General features: G+C 54.8%; 13 protein-coding genes. 4 read left to right on the top strand and 9 right to left on the bottom strand.

The genetic code is table 11. From position 1 onward, the window contains the following. Window positions 1–2: 2 nt before the first annotated feature. Together dsbC and xerD are read right to left on the bottom strand one after the other, a co-directional pair. A complete protein-coding gene (gene dsbC / locus J5069_RS11985; protein WP_264644098.1) occupies window positions 3–719 on the bottom strand; it encodes a bifunctional protein-disulfide isomerase/oxidoreductase DsbC in 717 nt (238 codons plus the stop codon). Window positions 720–797: 78 nt separating this feature from the next. After that, window positions 798–1697 (bottom strand): site-specific tyrosine recombinase XerD, encoded by a 900-nt coding sequence (xerD, locus tag J5069_RS11980; RefSeq protein ID WP_264644097.1) that lies wholly within the window; start codon window positions 1695–1697, stop codon window positions 798–800. A 319-nt stretch (window positions 1698–2016) separates the two neighbouring features. Between xerD and J5069_RS11975 the strand changes: the two genes are divergently transcribed. Both J5069_RS11975 and fldB read left to right on the top strand, forming a co-directional pair. Then, window positions 2017–3342 (top strand): MFS transporter, encoded by a 1326-nt coding sequence (locus tag J5069_RS11975; RefSeq protein ID WP_264644096.1) that lies wholly within the window; start codon window positions 2017–2019, stop codon window positions 3340–3342. Window positions 3343–3490: 148 nt separating this feature from the next. Continuing rightward, on the top strand, window positions 3491–4009 hold the full coding sequence (fldB, locus tag J5069_RS11970) for a flavodoxin FldB (protein ID WP_264644095.1): 519 nt from the start codon (window positions 3491–3493) through the stop codon (window positions 4007–4009). A gap of 58 nt (window positions 4010–4067) precedes the next feature. Here fldB and J5069_RS11965 read toward each other — a convergent pair whose 3' ends face one another. Then, window positions 4068–4499: a protein YgfX gene (locus J5069_RS11965; protein ID WP_264644094.1), complete on the bottom strand. Its 432-nt coding sequence runs from the start codon at window positions 4497–4499 to the stop codon at window positions 4068–4070. Further along, window positions 4480–4746, bottom strand: coding sequence for an FAD assembly factor SdhE (gene sdhE / locus J5069_RS11960; RefSeq protein WP_196907542.1), 267 nt, complete (start codon window positions 4744–4746; stop codon window positions 4480–4482). The genes J5069_RS11965 and sdhE overlap by 20 nt, the downstream gene beginning before the upstream one ends. 258 nt (window positions 4747–5004) lie before the next feature. Here sdhE and ygfZ point away from each other — a divergent pair, with 258 nt between their 5' ends. Beyond that, a complete protein-coding gene (ygfZ, locus tag J5069_RS11955; protein ID WP_264644093.1) occupies window positions 5005–6006 on the top strand; it encodes a tRNA-modifying protein YgfZ in 1002 nt (333 codons plus the stop codon). A gap of 61 nt (window positions 6007–6067) precedes the next feature. Here ygfZ and trhA read toward each other — a convergent pair whose 3' ends face one another. Both trhA and J5069_RS11945 read right to left on the bottom strand, forming a co-directional pair. Beyond that, window positions 6068–6715, bottom strand: a complete 648-nt coding sequence (gene trhA / locus J5069_RS11950) for a PAQR family membrane homeostasis protein TrhA (RefSeq protein ID WP_264644092.1) — start codon at window positions 6713–6715, stop codon at window positions 6068–6070. A gap of 123 nt (window positions 6716–6838) precedes the next feature. Beyond that, on the bottom strand, window positions 6839–8350 hold the full coding sequence (locus J5069_RS11945; RefSeq protein ID WP_264644091.1) for an alpha/beta hydrolase: 1512 nt from the start codon (window positions 8348–8350) through the stop codon (window positions 6839–6841). 302 nt (window positions 8351–8652) lie between these two features. On the opposite strand from J5069_RS11945, the gene J5069_RS11940 reads away from it, so the two are divergent. Then, window positions 8653–9261, top strand: coding sequence for an HD domain-containing protein (locus tag J5069_RS11940; protein WP_264644090.1), 609 nt, complete (start codon window positions 8653–8655; stop codon window positions 9259–9261). Between the two features lie 176 nt (window positions 9262–9437). On the opposite strand, the gene gcvP is transcribed toward J5069_RS11940, so the two are convergent. From gcvP to gcvT, 3 genes are all read right to left on the bottom strand, one after another. Next, window positions 9438–12311 (bottom strand): aminomethyl-transferring glycine dehydrogenase, encoded by a 2874-nt coding sequence (gene gcvP / locus J5069_RS11935; RefSeq protein ID WP_264644089.1) that lies wholly within the window; start codon window positions 12309–12311, stop codon window positions 9438–9440. Window positions 12312–12455: 144 nt separating this feature from the next. Continuing rightward, complete coding sequence (gene gcvH / locus J5069_RS11930; RefSeq protein WP_264644088.1) at window positions 12456–12851, bottom strand: glycine cleavage system protein GcvH; 396 nt, start codon at window positions 12849–12851, stop codon at window positions 12456–12458. Window positions 12852–12984: 133 nt separating this feature from the next. Next, window positions 12985–14079, bottom strand: a complete 1095-nt coding sequence (gene gcvT / locus J5069_RS11925) for a glycine cleavage system aminomethyltransferase GcvT (RefSeq protein ID WP_264644087.1) — start codon at window positions 14077–14079, stop codon at window positions 12985–12987. Window positions 14080–14519 lie beyond the last annotated feature (440 nt).

The following is a 14519-nucleotide window of genomic DNA, read 5'->3' as shown; positions in this document are numbered from 1 at the left end:
ATTTATGCGCCCGGTTTGGCCGCAGCCCGATGTGCGTTCAGCATGGCTAACATCTCTTTCGGTGCCTGATACCCCGGTACCACGGTGCCGTCCTCCAGCACGATCGCGGGTGTACCCTGCACGCCGAACTGAACGCCCAGCTCGTAATGGGCACCGATATCGGTTTTACAGGTTGCCGGGGAGATAGCTTCGCCGCGCGACGCGGCGTCATACGCCTTGTTACGGTTAGCGGTACACCAGATAGACTGCATGTCCTTTTCCGTCGGTGAATTCAGCCCCTGACGCGGGAAAGCCAGATAACGGATGGTGATGCCCAAATCGTTGTAGTCTTTCATCTGCTCGTGCAGTTTGTGGCAGTAACCGCAGGTGATATCAGTGAAAACGGTAATCACATGTTTTTCCTGCGCCGCTTTATAGACGATCATTTGATCCTGCAAGGCATCCAGTTTTCCTTTCAGAATCTGGTTGGTCACGTTCACCGGCGTGCCGCTGTCCAATGCGTAAAGCGGCCCTTGCAGCAGATGTTTGCCATCTTCCGTTACGTAGAGCACACCGCTTTCCGTCAGCACGGTTTTAAGGCCAGCGACGGGCGCAGGCTGGATATCCATTTTTTCAATACCCAGTTTGGTCAGTGTCTGTTTAATCGCCGCATCATCGGCGTGTACTGCGCTACTCGTCGCCGCGAGCAGTAAAGAAAGCGCCATTAGCCCTTTTTTCATCGTATTCAGTCCCGTTCATGGTGTATTCCGCCTGTAAAGGGCGCGTTCAGCCGTCTGGCCCTTATGTCGCCTGCAATGTCAGGCGCGCGGATGATGCTGTTGATGCAACTGCTTCAGCCGTTCAGTGGCAACGTGTGTGTAAATTTGCGTTGTTGAAAGATCGCTATGCCCCAACAACATCTGTACGACACGCAAATCAGCCCCGTGGTTCAGCAAGTGCGTAGCGAATGCATGGCGTAAAACATGCGGTGAAAGCTTCTCACTGTCAATGGATGCCAGCATGGCATAGTGTTTGATACGGTGCCAAAAGGTTTGGCGCGTCATCTGCTGCGCTCTCGAGCTTGGAAACAGCACATCAAGCGTTTGTCCGTGCAGCAGCCAGGGCCTGCCGTGCTCAAGGTAGCGCTCCAGCCAATAAATGGCCTCTTCCCCCAGCGGCACCAGCCGTTCTTTATTGCCTTTACCAATCACCCGCACCACGCCCTGGCGCAAACTGACATCGGCGATGGTCAGCCCTACCAGCTCCGAGACGCGCAGCCCGGTGGCATACAGCACCTCAAGCATGGCCTTATCGCGCAGTTCAAGCGGTTCATCGACACAGGGCGCTTGCAGCAACGCATTCACCTGCGCCTCGCTGAGATCTTTGGGCAAGCGCTGGGGCAATTTGGGAGAGGACAATACCGCGCTGGGATCGTCGCTACGCCGTTTTTCCCGATATAAATATTGAAAAAAGCGACGCATGGCACTCAGCAAACGCGCCGAACTGGTCGCTTTGTATCCCCCTTCCACGCGTTCGGCAAGATACGCTTGCAGATCCAGTGCCTGCACCTGCAATAAATCACTGTCAGCATGCTCCAGCCAATCAGCCAGTGCAGTTAAATCTCGCCGGTAAGAGGTCAGCGTATTATCAGCCAGGTTTCGCTCCAGCCACATAGCTTCAAGAAACTGTTCAATGTGTGCCCGATCCTGTGCTTGCATACGCTTCTCCTCGCTGAACGGCGTGCAGGGTAAAACCCTGTGGTTATTATGCCCGAAGTGACGATAAAAGGGGCAGGATCATCACCTGAATTCGCGCCGCCGGTTTTTTATGCAAATTTATTTTATGCTGTGTTATTCGCCGCTCTGCACTACAAAATAGGGTAAAGCATAACTTATCTCACAGGAAGTATTTACAATCGCGCAACTCACCAAAGCAGGCTCTGTAGCCGCTTTTACGCTTTTTGGGCTAGCATTGAAATGCTTTTTTTTCTGTGACTAGAATGACAGTTCTGTCGATAAAAAAAGATAATAGAGTCCTATGCAAGCCACCATCACGCCCACTCTCGATGTAGAGGCGGACGCAGCCCCGGTTAACTCCCGCAGTAAGGTTGTTGTCGCTTCATTGATCGGAACCGCGATCGAATTTTTCGATTTTTATATCTATGCCACTGCCGCGGTGCTGATTTTCCCGCATATCTTCTTCCCGCAGGGCGATCCGACCGCCGCGACGCTACAGTCGCTCGCAACCTTTGCCATTGCCTTTGTGGCTCGCCCGATTGGTTCTGCGCTGTTTGGTCACTTCGGCGACCGCGTCGGCCGTAAGGTGACGCTGGTTGCTTCCCTGCTGACCATGGGGATCTCTACCGTGCTGATCGGCCTGCTGCCGACCTATGACAGCATCGGTATTTTCGCACCGTTGCTGCTGGCGTTGGCGCGTTTTGGTCAGGGCTTGGGTCTGGGCGGCGAATGGGGCGGCGCAGCCTTGCTGGCCACCGAAAACGCACCAGCCCACAAGCGTGCGCTGTATGGCTCATTCCCACAGTTGGGCGCGCCGATCGGCTTCTTCTTCGCCAACGGCACGTTCCTGCTGCTCTCCTGGTTGTTAAGCGAAGAGCAGTTCATGACCTGGGGATGGCGCGTGCCTTTCGTTGCTTCTGCGGTATTGGTCTTGATCGGCCTGTATGTACGTGTCTCTCTGCACGAAGCGCCGGTGTTTACCAAAGCTATCGAAGCTGGTAAGAAAGTCCGCATCCCGCTGGGAACGCTGCTGAACAAGCATCTGAAAGCGACCATTCTTGGTACCTTTATTATGCTTGCCACCTATACGCTGTTCTACATCATGACGGTCTACTCCATGACCTATGGCACCTCGCCAATCCCCAAAGGGCTGGGTTTCTCGCGTAACAGCTTCCTGTGGATGCTGATGGTAGCGGTTATCGCCTTTGGTCTGCTGATCCCGGTTGCCGGGCTGCTGGCAGATGCCTATGGCCGCCGCAAGACCATGATCGTGGTTACCTGCGGCATGCTGGTGTTCTCGATGCTGTTCCCGTCCCTGTTAGGGTCTGGCAGCCAACCGCTGGTGATGCTGTTTCTGGTGCTGGGACTGGGTCTGATGGGGCTGACTTTTGGCCCGATGGGTGCATTGCTGCCTGAACTGTTCCCCACCGAAGTGCGTTATACCGGGGCCTCGTTCTCCTATAACGTCTCCTCGATTCTGGGAGCATCGGTTGCGCCTTATATCGCGGCCTGGCTGACCGCTAACTACGGGCTGTTCTACGTGGGTGTTTATCTGTTCGCCATGGCGTCCTTAACGCTTATCGCGTTGTTGCTGACCAAAGAAACGCGTCACCAAACGCTCGGTTAAGCCTCACAGGCAAACGTGAAGAGGGGTGAAGGGTAACCTTCACCCTTTTTTTTCTCCTGCGCTTTTTCTCAAACGGCTCGCACGCTATACCTCGCCACAAGATTCGGTTAGGCTAATAACAAGTTTGTTTAACACGCTGCAATTGCATATGAAAATTGGTTTGTTCTACGGCTCCAGCACCTGCTACACCGAGATGGCAGCGGAAAAAATTCGCGATATTTTGGGTGAATCGCTGGTTGACCTGCATAACGTGAAAGATGTCGATCCGCAGAAGATGGAAGAGTATGAATTCCTGATTCTGGGTATCCCAACCTGGGATTTCGGTGAGATTCAGGAAGATTGGGAAGCCATTTGGGGACAGCTATCCTCGTTGAAGCTGCAAGGGAGAATCGTTGCGCTGTATGGCATGGGTGACCAGCTAGGCTACGGTGAATGGTTCCTTGATGCGCTCGGTATGTTGCATCAGCAGTTGGCCGCAAGCGGCGCAATCTTTATTGGCTATTGGCCCACAGAAGGCTATGAGTTCACCACCACCAAACCGCTCACGCCGGATGGGAAACACTTTGTCGGGCTGGCGCTTGATGAAGTGAATCAGTATGACCTGAGCGATGAGCGCTTGCAGCAGTGGTGCGAGCAAATTCTACAGGAAATGGCTGAGCAGTTGTAAGCGTCGGGGATACCCCGAGAGACATCAGCCGACAGCGTGCTGTCGGCTGAACCTGAAACTAGTGCACGTCCGGGTTTTCTCCCGCCCACGCGTTACTCTCCAGCAGCAGCTGACGCAAATGCCGCCATTCCTGCTTATCCATATTGTCAGATGCCAGCCAGAGCCGCTGCCGCCGTTTGCCGTCACTGCGCCGCAGCGACAGCAAGATACCGTTTTTCAACATCCACGGACGGCGGATAATGCGCCAGCGATGCTGCTGCCATTCAATACTCGCTTTATCCTGCAACACGATTTCGCCGTGACGCGCTTTGATATTACGCTGGCTGCGGATAAACCCGAACACCACCAGTGTCATCAGCGATAACCACAGCACAGCATAACCGTCAGGCCACGGTGCCAGCAGAATCAGTAACAGCAACAGCCCGTGCACCAGCAAAGAAAAGACCTGCATGCGCCAGGAGACGCGTAAATCACAGCGCCACAGGGCCACGATCTTTATTTCGCGTCTGAATAAGAGAGATCATGCGTTTCAGTTCCCCATCTTCCGGCTCACCGTGGTTCATCAACCAGTTGAACAGGTCAGGGTCATCGCACTGCAATAAACGCACAAACGCGCGTTTGTCATCATCGTTCAGCACATCATACTCATGTTCAAAAAAGGGCATGATGGCGATATCCAATTCTCGCATTCCTCGGCGGCACGCCCAGTGAATTCGCGCCTTATTATCGATATCCATTGCTTTTCCTACTTTTTATCGACGCCAATGTGTAGTGTAACTCGGATGTCTAGATAAACACTCAACTAAATGTAACATTTTGACATATTTTAGCGCATATCAGCGTATCGCGCAGAAGGTCATCGATCGCGCACGCTCAGTAACGCTTTCAAATATGCTAACTGAAAATCACGGGGGCAATGGCACGAATAACTGCTTGCAAACCCTGCAAGCTCTTTTACCATTAGGCCAAACGCAAACCTTCGCGAGGATGGTTACATGGCAACCCCACTTCCCTTTGCTGCACAAACGGTTAAATCACACGCCATCATGGCCTCGGCGCAGCTTCCCGCTACGCTAATCGCCCTTGATGACTGGGCACTGGTGACGCTTACCGGCCCGGACACGCGCACTTACCTGCAAGGCCAGGTGACGGCCGATGTTAACGCGTTAGCCCCCGATCAACATGTCCTTTGCGGCCATTGCGATGCCAAAGGCAAAATGTGGAGCGCACTGCGCCTGTTTGCCCACAACGATGGCTTCGCCTATCTGGTACGTCGCAATCTGCGCGATACGCAGTTAAATGAGTTAAAAAAATACGCCGTCTTTGCCAAAACCACTATCGTCGCAGATGACAATCTCCAACTGATCGGCGCTGCGGGAAGCACTATACGCGAACGTTTAGCAGAGGTCTTCTCCACGCTGCCGGACGTTGAACATCCTGTGATCAGTCACCCCTTCGGTACACTGCTGCATTTTGCGCTTCCTGCTGAACGTTTCCTTCTGGTACTGAACCAAGAAGGTACCGCCGCGCTAGGTGCCAAACTGGCAGACAGCGTGCAATGGGCCGACAGTCAACAGTGGCTGGCACTGGATATTGAATCCGCACTGCCGATTATTGACAACGTAAACATCGCGCAGTTCATCCCGCAAGCAACGAATATACAGGCACTTAACGGCATCAGTTTTAATAAAGGCTGCTACACCGGGCAGGAGATGGTGGCGCGGGCAAAATTCCGCGGTGCCAACAAGCGGGCGCTCTATTGGCTGGCGGGCACCTCACCGCGCGTGCCAGAAGCGGGCGAAGATCTGGAGCTGAAAATGGGTGAAAACTGGCGTCGTACCGGTACGATACTCGCCGCCTGCCAGTTAAGCGATGGCACGCTGTGGGTGCAAGCGGTACTGAATAACGATCTGGAAGCGGATAGCGTGTTGCGCGTGCGCGACGCGGCGGAAAGTCAATTGAGTCTGCAACCGCTGCCTTATTCATTGTCTGAATAATGTCGTCACTGAGCACCGTTTCTGCTTCATCAAGAAACGGTGCCAGAAGGGTATTTCGCGGCTAAACGTAAAGGTAGATCGCCAGAAAATGGCACAGGCTGCCACCCAGCACAAAGCCATGCCAGATGGCGTGGTTATAGGGGATACGTTTACTCACGTAAAACACGACGCCCAAGGTATACACCGCGCCGCCCACCGCCAGCAAGGTGACGCCAGCCGGTGCCAACACCTGCACCAACTGATAAATCACAATCAGTGACAGCCATCCCATCACCAGATACGTCACCAGCGACAACACTTCAAAACGATGCGCAAAAGCGAGTTTGAACAACACCCCCACCAGCGCCATGCTCCAAATGACAATCATCAAGCCACGCGCCAACGGCGAATCCAGCCCCACCAACAGAAACGGCGTGTAAGTGCCGGCTATCAGCAAATAGATGGCGCAGTGATCGAACCGTTTGAGCCAGGGTTTAGCGCGCGGACTGGGAATCGCATGGTAGAGCGTGGAGGCGAGGAACAGCAGAATAATGGTGCCACCGTACAAACTGTAGCTGGCGATAGCCATGCTCGTCGCGCCATTATCCACCGCTTGTACCAGCAGCAGCACCAACCCGACAATCCCCAACACCACGCCAGCACCGTGACTGATACTGTTGGCTATCTCTTCCGCCAACGTATAAGCGGCATTACTCTCTGATTTCACCATATTCCGTTTTTGCTCCCGGTACGGTTGGCTGTACAAACTTCGCGCAATCTCATCGGGCAGAGTGTAATCGAGAATAGTTTCAGAGTACAAGCGTACGCTGAAACTATTTATCAACCCGGCACGTTACTGGGCTTGAACCGAACCCGGCATTGGCCCCGGTTCCCTTTCGCCGGGAATAACCTCATCAATGCGCTGCATCATGTAGTCATAGAAAGGGTTTGAAGAAAGGCGCAGCAACGTATCCAAATCGAGAATCAGTACGCCACGTTCACCACGAGCGGCAATACGCCCAAGTGGAATACCAAACTCATACGGCGGCGTGGAGAAACGGCCATAAAGCGAATCGCTGTCAGAAAACGGCAGCGCGACGTGCGATAACGAATAGACATCTTCGGGGTAATCCATCCCGAGATCGCGGCGCGTGACTTCCATACTGCCTGATTTGGTGTCAAACGCGACCGCCTTGGCGCTCTGTACTGAGGCGTTAGTGATAACCGTGGTGCCGTACAGACGCGGCGTAGGCGGCAGCCATTGCCCAATCGCCGCCGCTGACGCATCCCGCAGTAACAGACCGAAATTGATGGTGCGGTTGACATCAAACAGCACCAAATCATTGTCGTTTTGCGGCAGCAGATTATAGAACGCGCTGATCACTGCCCGTGTACTGACGGTAAAATCCATCACCGACTGGAAGGTTAAAATCGGCGGCAGCTCCGACAGCCTGCGCTGCCGCGCTTCCTGCTCAAGCTGCGACTGCAACACGCTGGTAAGCAGATAAGACTGGCGCGCACCGTTCACCGGGAAGGAGTTGTATTTGAACGGGTTGAATTCCGGCACAATGCCGAGCCAGGCCGCTTTGGCAAACGGCGGAAAAATCGCCGGTAACCCGGCCAAACCGGCAAAACGCGCGTAAGCCGTAATGCCAATCATCGGGGAGATCAGGACCAGACGATCTGCCTTGGGCAGCGCGGGATCGCTGAGCGTATCGAGCGCGTATTTCAGTGTGAGCGCCCCGCCGTTAGAAAAACCAACGATATGCAGCGGTAAGCGTTCTCCCCCGTTCGCGGGTGTAACAAAATGCGCAGCCTCGCGCACTGCTAAACGCGTAGCCGCCAACCAATCTTCCCAACGAACCTTGGTCAACGCGCCGGGCACGGTGCCGTGCGCGGGAATACGCAGCCCGATAGCGACAAAACCGTGCTGACGATAAAGCTCTGCGACATTTCGCATACTGTAGGGCGAGTCGGTCAGCCCGTGCAACAGCACCACCGCCCCTTTGGGCTGACCTTCCGGCATCAGTTCATAAGAGTGGTTCCAGTTGTGGGCGAAGCGACCCGGATAGACGGGGCTGCCGACAAAATAACGGTTTAAGGCGACCTGTTCATCCCTGTCCAGCGTCTGGGTGACTTGCTCGGTTACTTGTTGAAACAAGCGATCCTCATGAGCCAAATACTGCTCCCAGTTGGCACGATCGAGTTGGTCTGGCGTCATCTCTGTCGGCACATAAATATGCCAGGGAGCCAGTGCGGGTCCCCGCTGTGAGTCAAACACCCGAATAACCAGAAACGTCAATGCAATGGCTAACACGATAACAACAACATATTTAATCGTGCGTCGAATGATACGAACAGGCATCATTGCCCCCTTATTATTAGCGCTTTTATTTTGGTTTTTACTTTGCAGAATGCATTGCGCACACTGCGTTGAGGGAAGCCCCGTCAAACTGATTATTTCGTGCCCTGACTATAACGATAGTCGACAATCTACCCGCCCGAAAGGTCTGTTATCAGACGGAACAGTCAGTGCCAAAGGGACATCATCGCGGAATAAAGCGTGTAAATTCTCACCAGCATCCCCTACAATGAGCCGGTTTTGTTTGACTGCGCAGTGTTTGCTACAGCCGCGTTTGACACATCAATGGATGTAAGGTGGTTTTGATGTCCCTGGCTTTACCCACTCTCGAGTTCGGTGCGCTGACCGAAGTAGTTGGTTTCCTGATGGAAATTGATAAGCTAAAAAGCGTACAGCGTCGTTCAAAAATCATCGGTAGTTCCCGTCACGAAGATTCCGCAGAGCACAGTTGGCACTTTGCCGTTGCCGCGATGAGCCTGGCACCTTATGCCAGTCAGGACGTGGATATTCAGCGCGTGATTCAAATGGCCTTGGTACACGATATCGTCGAGATCGACGCTGGCGACGTGATGGTCTACGATCTGAGCGCTCGAGAAGCGATTCAGGCGCAGGAAGAGGCCGCAGCCGTTCGATTGTTTGGCCTACTGCCCGAGCCACAACACCAACATTTCCTGCAACTGTGGCAGGAATATGAAGCGGGTGACACCGCGAACGCGCGCTTTGCGCTGATGATCGACCGCATTTTACCGATCCTGATGAACCTGCATAACGGTGGACAAAGCTGGGTCGAAAACGGCATCCGACTGGAGCAAGTAATAGGACGCGCCAGCTTTATTGCCGAGATCAATCCCGAACTGTGGCGCTATCTGAAAGATCATCTGGAAACGGCGCAGGCCAAAGGGTGGTTGGGGTAAGTCTCCGGCTTGCCCGCCTACCCCAGTGATTCCCGCCCACCGCCGTCATTCCCGCGCAGGCGGGAATCTCCTACAGGCCAAACGCGTTCCTCCTGCCAGAGATCCCCGGCTTTCGCCGAGGATGACGAGGGGGAAAACCGAGGATGACGAGAGAGTGCGAGTCAGTGCGCAGGAGATTAGGCATAATCGCCAATCGGTACGCAAGAGCAGAACAGGTTGCGATCGCCGTACACGTCATCCAGGCGTTTTACGCTCGGCCAGTATTTATGCTCAGCCCCTGCCGGGAATACCGCCAGTTCGCGGCTGTAGGGATGTGACCACTCACCGACAATCTCCTGCTGGGTATGCGGCGCATTCACCAACGGGTTATCCTCCAGCGGCCATTCACCTTGTGCCACACGCTGAATTTCAGCACGGATCGCCAGCATCGCATCAATAAAGCGATCCAGCTCGACCTGACTCTCAGATTCGGTCGGCTCTACCATCAGCGTTCCCGCCACCGGGAACGACATGGTCGGCGCGTGGAAGCCATAGTCAATCAAGCGCTTGGCGATATCCATTTCGCTGATACCGGTGCTCTCTTTCAGCGGGCGAATATCCAGAATGCACTCGTGCGCCACACGGCCATCACGGCCGGTGTACAGCACCGGATAGGCGTCCTTCAAACGCGTGGCAATGTAGTTGGCATTGAGGATCGCCACCTGACTGGCGCTCTTCAGCCCTTCAGCGCCCATCATGCGGATATACATCCAACTGATAGGCAGGATGGACGCGCTGCCAAAAGGCGCCGCGGATACCGCACCCTGCGTGGTCAGCAAGCCATCAATCTGCACCACCTGATGCCCTGGGACGAACGGTGCCAGATGCGCTTTCACCCCGATCGGTCCCATGCCCGGCCCACCGCCGCCGTGCGGAATGCAGAACGTTTTATGCAGGTTAAGGTGCGACACATCTGCACCAATGTATCCCGGCGTGGTGATCCCCACCTGCGCGTTCATGTTCGCGCCGTCCAGATACACTTGCCCACCGTGTTGATGGACAATCTGACACACTTCACGAATGGTCTCTTCATAGACACCGTGCGTGGAGGGATAGGTCACCATGATGCAGGAAAGACGATCGCCCGCCTGCGCGGCTTTCTCCCGCAGATCGTGCAGATCGATATTCCCCTGCTTGTCACAAGCCACCACGTCTACCGCCATCCCTGCCATCTGGGCCGATGCCGGGTTAGTGCCGTGTGCAGAGCTTGGAATCAGACACAGCGTGCGCTGATCGTCACCTCGGCTCTCATGGTAGCGGCGAATCGCCAGCAAACCGGCATACTCGCCCTGCGCGCCCGAGTTGGGCTGCATGCACACGGCGTCATAACCGGTAAGTTGCACCAGCCAACCGGAAAGCTGTTCGATCATCAAACGATAACCTTGCGCCTGTTCCGGCGGACAGAACGGATGCAGTTCCGCAAACTCCGGCCAGGTAATCGGCAGCATTTCCGCCGCCGCGTTCAGCTTCATGGTGCAGGAACCCAGCGGGATCATGGCCCGGTTCAGCGCCAGATCTTTATGTGCCAAGCGATGCAGGTAACGCATCATCTCGGTTTCACTGTGATAACGGTTGAACACCGGGTGGGTCAGAATGGCATCCGTGCGCACCAACGCAGCAGGAATGGATGATGAGCCGCCGCTGAGCGCCGCATCCAACGCAGCAATCGACAGACCGTGATCGTCTCCCAGCAGCACGTCAAACAGCGCCTGAACATCCTCACGGGTGGTGGTTTCGTCCAGCGTGATGCCGACCCCGTGATAGAGATCGGTGCGCAGGTTGATCCCGGCATTCTGCGCGCGAGCGATAATGGCGTTCTTGTCTGCTACCTCAACCGCCAGCGTATCAAACCAGGTGGTGTGCCACAGTTTCAAGCCGCCCTGTTGCAAGCCGGCAGCCAGAATATCGGTCAAACGATGAATCCGCTCAGCGATACGTTTAAGCCCCTGCGGTCCGTGATAAACCGCATAGAAACCGGCGATATTCGCCAGCAGTACCTGAGAGGTGCAGATGTTGGAGTTGGCTTTTTCGCGGCGAATATGTTGCTCGCGCGTCTGCATCGCCATGCGCAGTGCGGTGTTACCCGCTGCATCACGTGAAACGCCGATAATACGCCCCGGCATGGCACGTTTATATTCATCCTTGCAGGCGAAGAAGGCCGCATGCGGACCACCGTAGCCCATTGGCACGCCAAAACGCTGGGCGGAGCCAAACACAATATCGGCCCCCTGCTTGCCCGGCGCCGCCAGCAGCACCAGAGCCATGATATCGGCGGCGACGCTGACAATGACCTTGCGCGCATTCAGTTGCGCGATAAGTTCACGATAATCATGCACTTCACCATAGGTGTTCACCTGCTGCAACAGCACGCCGAACACCCCTTCCGTTTCCAATGCCGCAGCAGCATCGCCAACCACCACTTCAAAGCCAAAGGTTTCGGCACGGGTGCGCACCACGTCCAGCGTTTGCGGATGCACATGCTCCGCCACGAAGAAACGATTAGCCTGTTTCAGCTTGCTGACGCGTTTGGCCATTGCCATCGCTTCCGCCGCCGCTGTCGCTTCATCCAGCAGAGAGGCAGAAGCCAGTTCCAGCCCGGTCAAATCCTGCGTCATTTGCTGGAAATTCAGCAAGGCTTCTAACCGCCCTTGCGAGACTTCAGGCTGATAAGGCGTATAGGCCGTGTACCAGCCGGGATTTTCCAGCAGGTTGCGCAAGATGACCGGCGGCATATGCACGGCGCTGTACCCCATACCGATATAGCTCTTGTAGCGCTGATTGCGGCTGGCAATCGACTTGAGCTCCGCCAACGCCTGATGCTCGGGCAGCGCATCGCCCACCGCTGGCGGGTTGGGCAACTGGATATCTGCCGGCACAATCTGCCGAATCAACGCCGACAATGAATCCGCGCCGAGCGTTTCCAGCATATGCGCCTGCTGCGCGGGCGTAGGGCCGATATGACGCTCCACAAAAGCGGCGTCATGTTCGAGTTGGCTGAGAGTCTGAGTCATTAGGGGGATTTCCTGCTTCAAGCAATGGTTAGAACGTTCATGGCAAACTACAAGTGCGAACGCGGTAGACGGCGCTCAACGTCTTACAGGCTGATAAATCGATTTACCCCGTGATGCGCGGAAAGCCATCACGGGGCAACAAGGTTATTCGTCTTCTTCTAACAGCGCCTGATAAGCCGTGGCATCCAGCAATTCGTTCAATTCGCTTTCATCAGACGCCTTGATGCTAAACAGCCATCCATCGGCATAAGGCGCACTGTTGACCAGCTCCGGCTGTCCTTCCAGCGCATCGTTCACTGCCACGATCTCACCGCTCAATGGCGCGTAGATATCTGAGGCGGCTTTGACCGACTCGGCGACAGCGCAGTCGTCACCCATCGCAACCTGCGTACCGACGTCAGGCAAATCGACGAAAACCATATCTCCCAACAGCTCCTGGGCATGTTCGGTGATACCAACACGATAGACACCCTCGCCTTCGGCCTGGACCCACTCATGGGATGAGGTGTATTTCAATGCGTTTGGAATTGTGCTGCTCATTGCCCTGCTCTCCTTAAAATCGCTTCGTCGTATCGAATCGCGCAATACCCGCCTTGCTGCAACGCGCAGGCGTTTGGGTATATATCGCGCTAACGTTAATCAATAAATAATCATGGTCACATCGGGCACGGCGTCAAACCAGCGCCTTGCCGCCGCGAATAAATACCGGTTTAGTCACCTCTACGGGCACTTCGCGCTGGCGAATTTGCACCAACGCCGTTTCACCAATACCCTGCGGCACGCGAGCCAGTGCAATACTGAAGCCCAGCGTGGGAGAAAAGGTCCCGCTGGTTATCATGCCTTCCTGTACCGTGCCACTCGCATCGGTAAAGCGCACCGGCATTTCATGGCGCAGCACCCCTTTTTCACGCAGCACCAATCCAACCAACTGCTCAGTGCCTTCGCTGCGTTGGTGGGTCAGCGCTTGCCGACCAATAAAATCACGCTCTTCCGGTTGCCAGGCGATGGTCCAGCCCATATTGGCGGCCAGCGGCGAAACGCCTTCGTCCATGTCCTGACCATAAAGATTCATGCCCGCTTCGAGGCGCAACGTATCACGCGCACCGAGGCCGCACGGCTGCACACCAGCCGCCAGCAGCTGTTGCCAGAACGTCACCGCCTGCTGTTCGGGCAGGGCGATTTCATAGCCTGACTCACCGGTATACCCGGTGGTAGCAATAAAATAGTCGCCGGTTTGTACACCGAAAAAGGGTTTCATACCCGCCGTTGCCGCGCGCTGTTCCGCACTGAGCAACGCCTGCACTTTCTCTTGTGCCAACGGCCCTTGCACGGCAATCAACGCCAGTTCGTCGCGTTCCTGCCACTCCACGTTAAACGCTTTGGCATGTTCGGCGATCCAGGCCAGATCTTTCTCCCGCGTGGCGGAGTTCACCACCAGCCGGAAATGCGTTTCAGTCAAAAAGTAGACGATGAGATCGTCAATGACGCCACCCGAGGCGTTTAACATCCCGGTATAAAGCGCCTTGCCCGGTTGCGTGAGTTTGGCTACGTCATTCGCCAGCAGATAACGCAGGAATTCGCGTACGCGCGGGCCGAGTAAATCCACAATGGTCATGTGCGACACATCGAACATGCCTGCATGACGTCTAACGCTGTGATGTTCATCCAACTGTGAGCCGTAGTGCAGCGGCATCATCCAGCCGTGAAAGTCGACCATCTTCGCGCCATCGGCTACATGTTGCTGATACAACGGAGTTTGCTGTGTCATTTTTTCTCCCGAACCTCTCCTTGCAAACGGCGCGAATCACGCCACGCAAACGCTTTCTTTGCGTTGAACTTACCACCTCTTCCACAGGGCTACCACACCCTCTGTCATAAGTTAAACTATATATCAGCCGTGAAAGACAAAAAGAGTGCCAGAGCACAAGGCAACGAAAATCGCCAAATTAAAATCATTAATTAGGATAAAAAACCAATAATATGGATTTAAAACAAAAATAATGACACAAATATTCGCATCGTTAGAGAATGATCGCCACAGCGATATTTGCAATGGATTAGTTTTTATAATGCAAAAAAATAGCTGGAATTAGAATATTTCAACCAAAGGCTACGGTTATGCCGCGGTGCCAAAAACGCTAAAGATGACGACGATCACACCCACCTTGCGCTCACTGCCACCGCGTCACCGACGATGGCAACGAGGGG

It is taken from the genome of Candidatus Symbiopectobacterium sp. NZEC127 (assembly GCF_025962675.1).
Classification (GTDB): Bacteria; Pseudomonadota; Gammaproteobacteria; order Enterobacterales; family Enterobacteriaceae; genus Symbiopectobacterium.
Note: the sequence above shows the minus strand (reverse complement) of the source record. Positions and strands in the feature narration are given on the sequence as shown.

Excerpts from the sequence above, each read along its gene's own strand:
- dsbC (WP_264644098.1), bottom strand. The coding sequence starts at position 719 with ATGAAAAAAGGGCTAATGGCGCTTTCTTTACTGCTCGCGGCGACGAGT.
- xerD (WP_264644097.1), bottom strand. The coding sequence starts at position 1,697 with ATGCAAGCACAGGATCGGGCACACATTGAACAGTTTCTTGAAGCTATG.
- J5069_RS11975 (WP_264644096.1), top strand. The coding sequence starts at position 2,017 with ATGCAAGCCACCATCACGCCCACTCTCGATGTAGAGGCGGACGCAGCC.
- fldB (WP_264644095.1), top strand. The coding sequence starts at position 3,491 with ATGAAAATTGGTTTGTTCTACGGCTCCAGCACCTGCTACACCGAGATG.
- sdhE (WP_196907542.1), bottom strand. The coding sequence starts at position 4,746 with ATGGATATCGATAATAAGGCGCGAATTCACTGGGCGTGCCGCCGAGGA.
- ygfZ (WP_264644093.1), top strand. The coding sequence starts at position 5,005 with ATGGCAACCCCACTTCCCTTTGCTGCACAAACGGTTAAATCACACGCC.
- trhA (WP_264644092.1), bottom strand. The coding sequence starts at position 6,715 with ATGGTGAAATCAGAGAGTAATGCCGCTTATACGTTGGCGGAAGAGATA.
- J5069_RS11945 (WP_264644091.1), bottom strand. The coding sequence starts at position 8,350 with ATGCCTGTTCGTATCATTCGACGCACGATTAAATATGTTGTTGTTATC.
- J5069_RS11940 (WP_264644090.1), top strand. The coding sequence starts at position 8,653 with ATGTCCCTGGCTTTACCCACTCTCGAGTTCGGTGCGCTGACCGAAGTA.
- gcvP (WP_264644089.1), bottom strand. The coding sequence starts at position 12,311 with ATGACTCAGACTCTCAGCCAACTCGAACATGACGCCGCTTTTGTGGAG.
- gcvH (WP_264644088.1), bottom strand. The coding sequence starts at position 12,851 with ATGAGCAGCACAATTCCAAACGCATTGAAATACACCTCATCCCATGAG.
- gcvT (WP_264644087.1), bottom strand. The coding sequence starts at position 14,079 with ATGACACAGCAAACTCCGTTGTATCAGCAACATGTAGCCGATGGCGCG.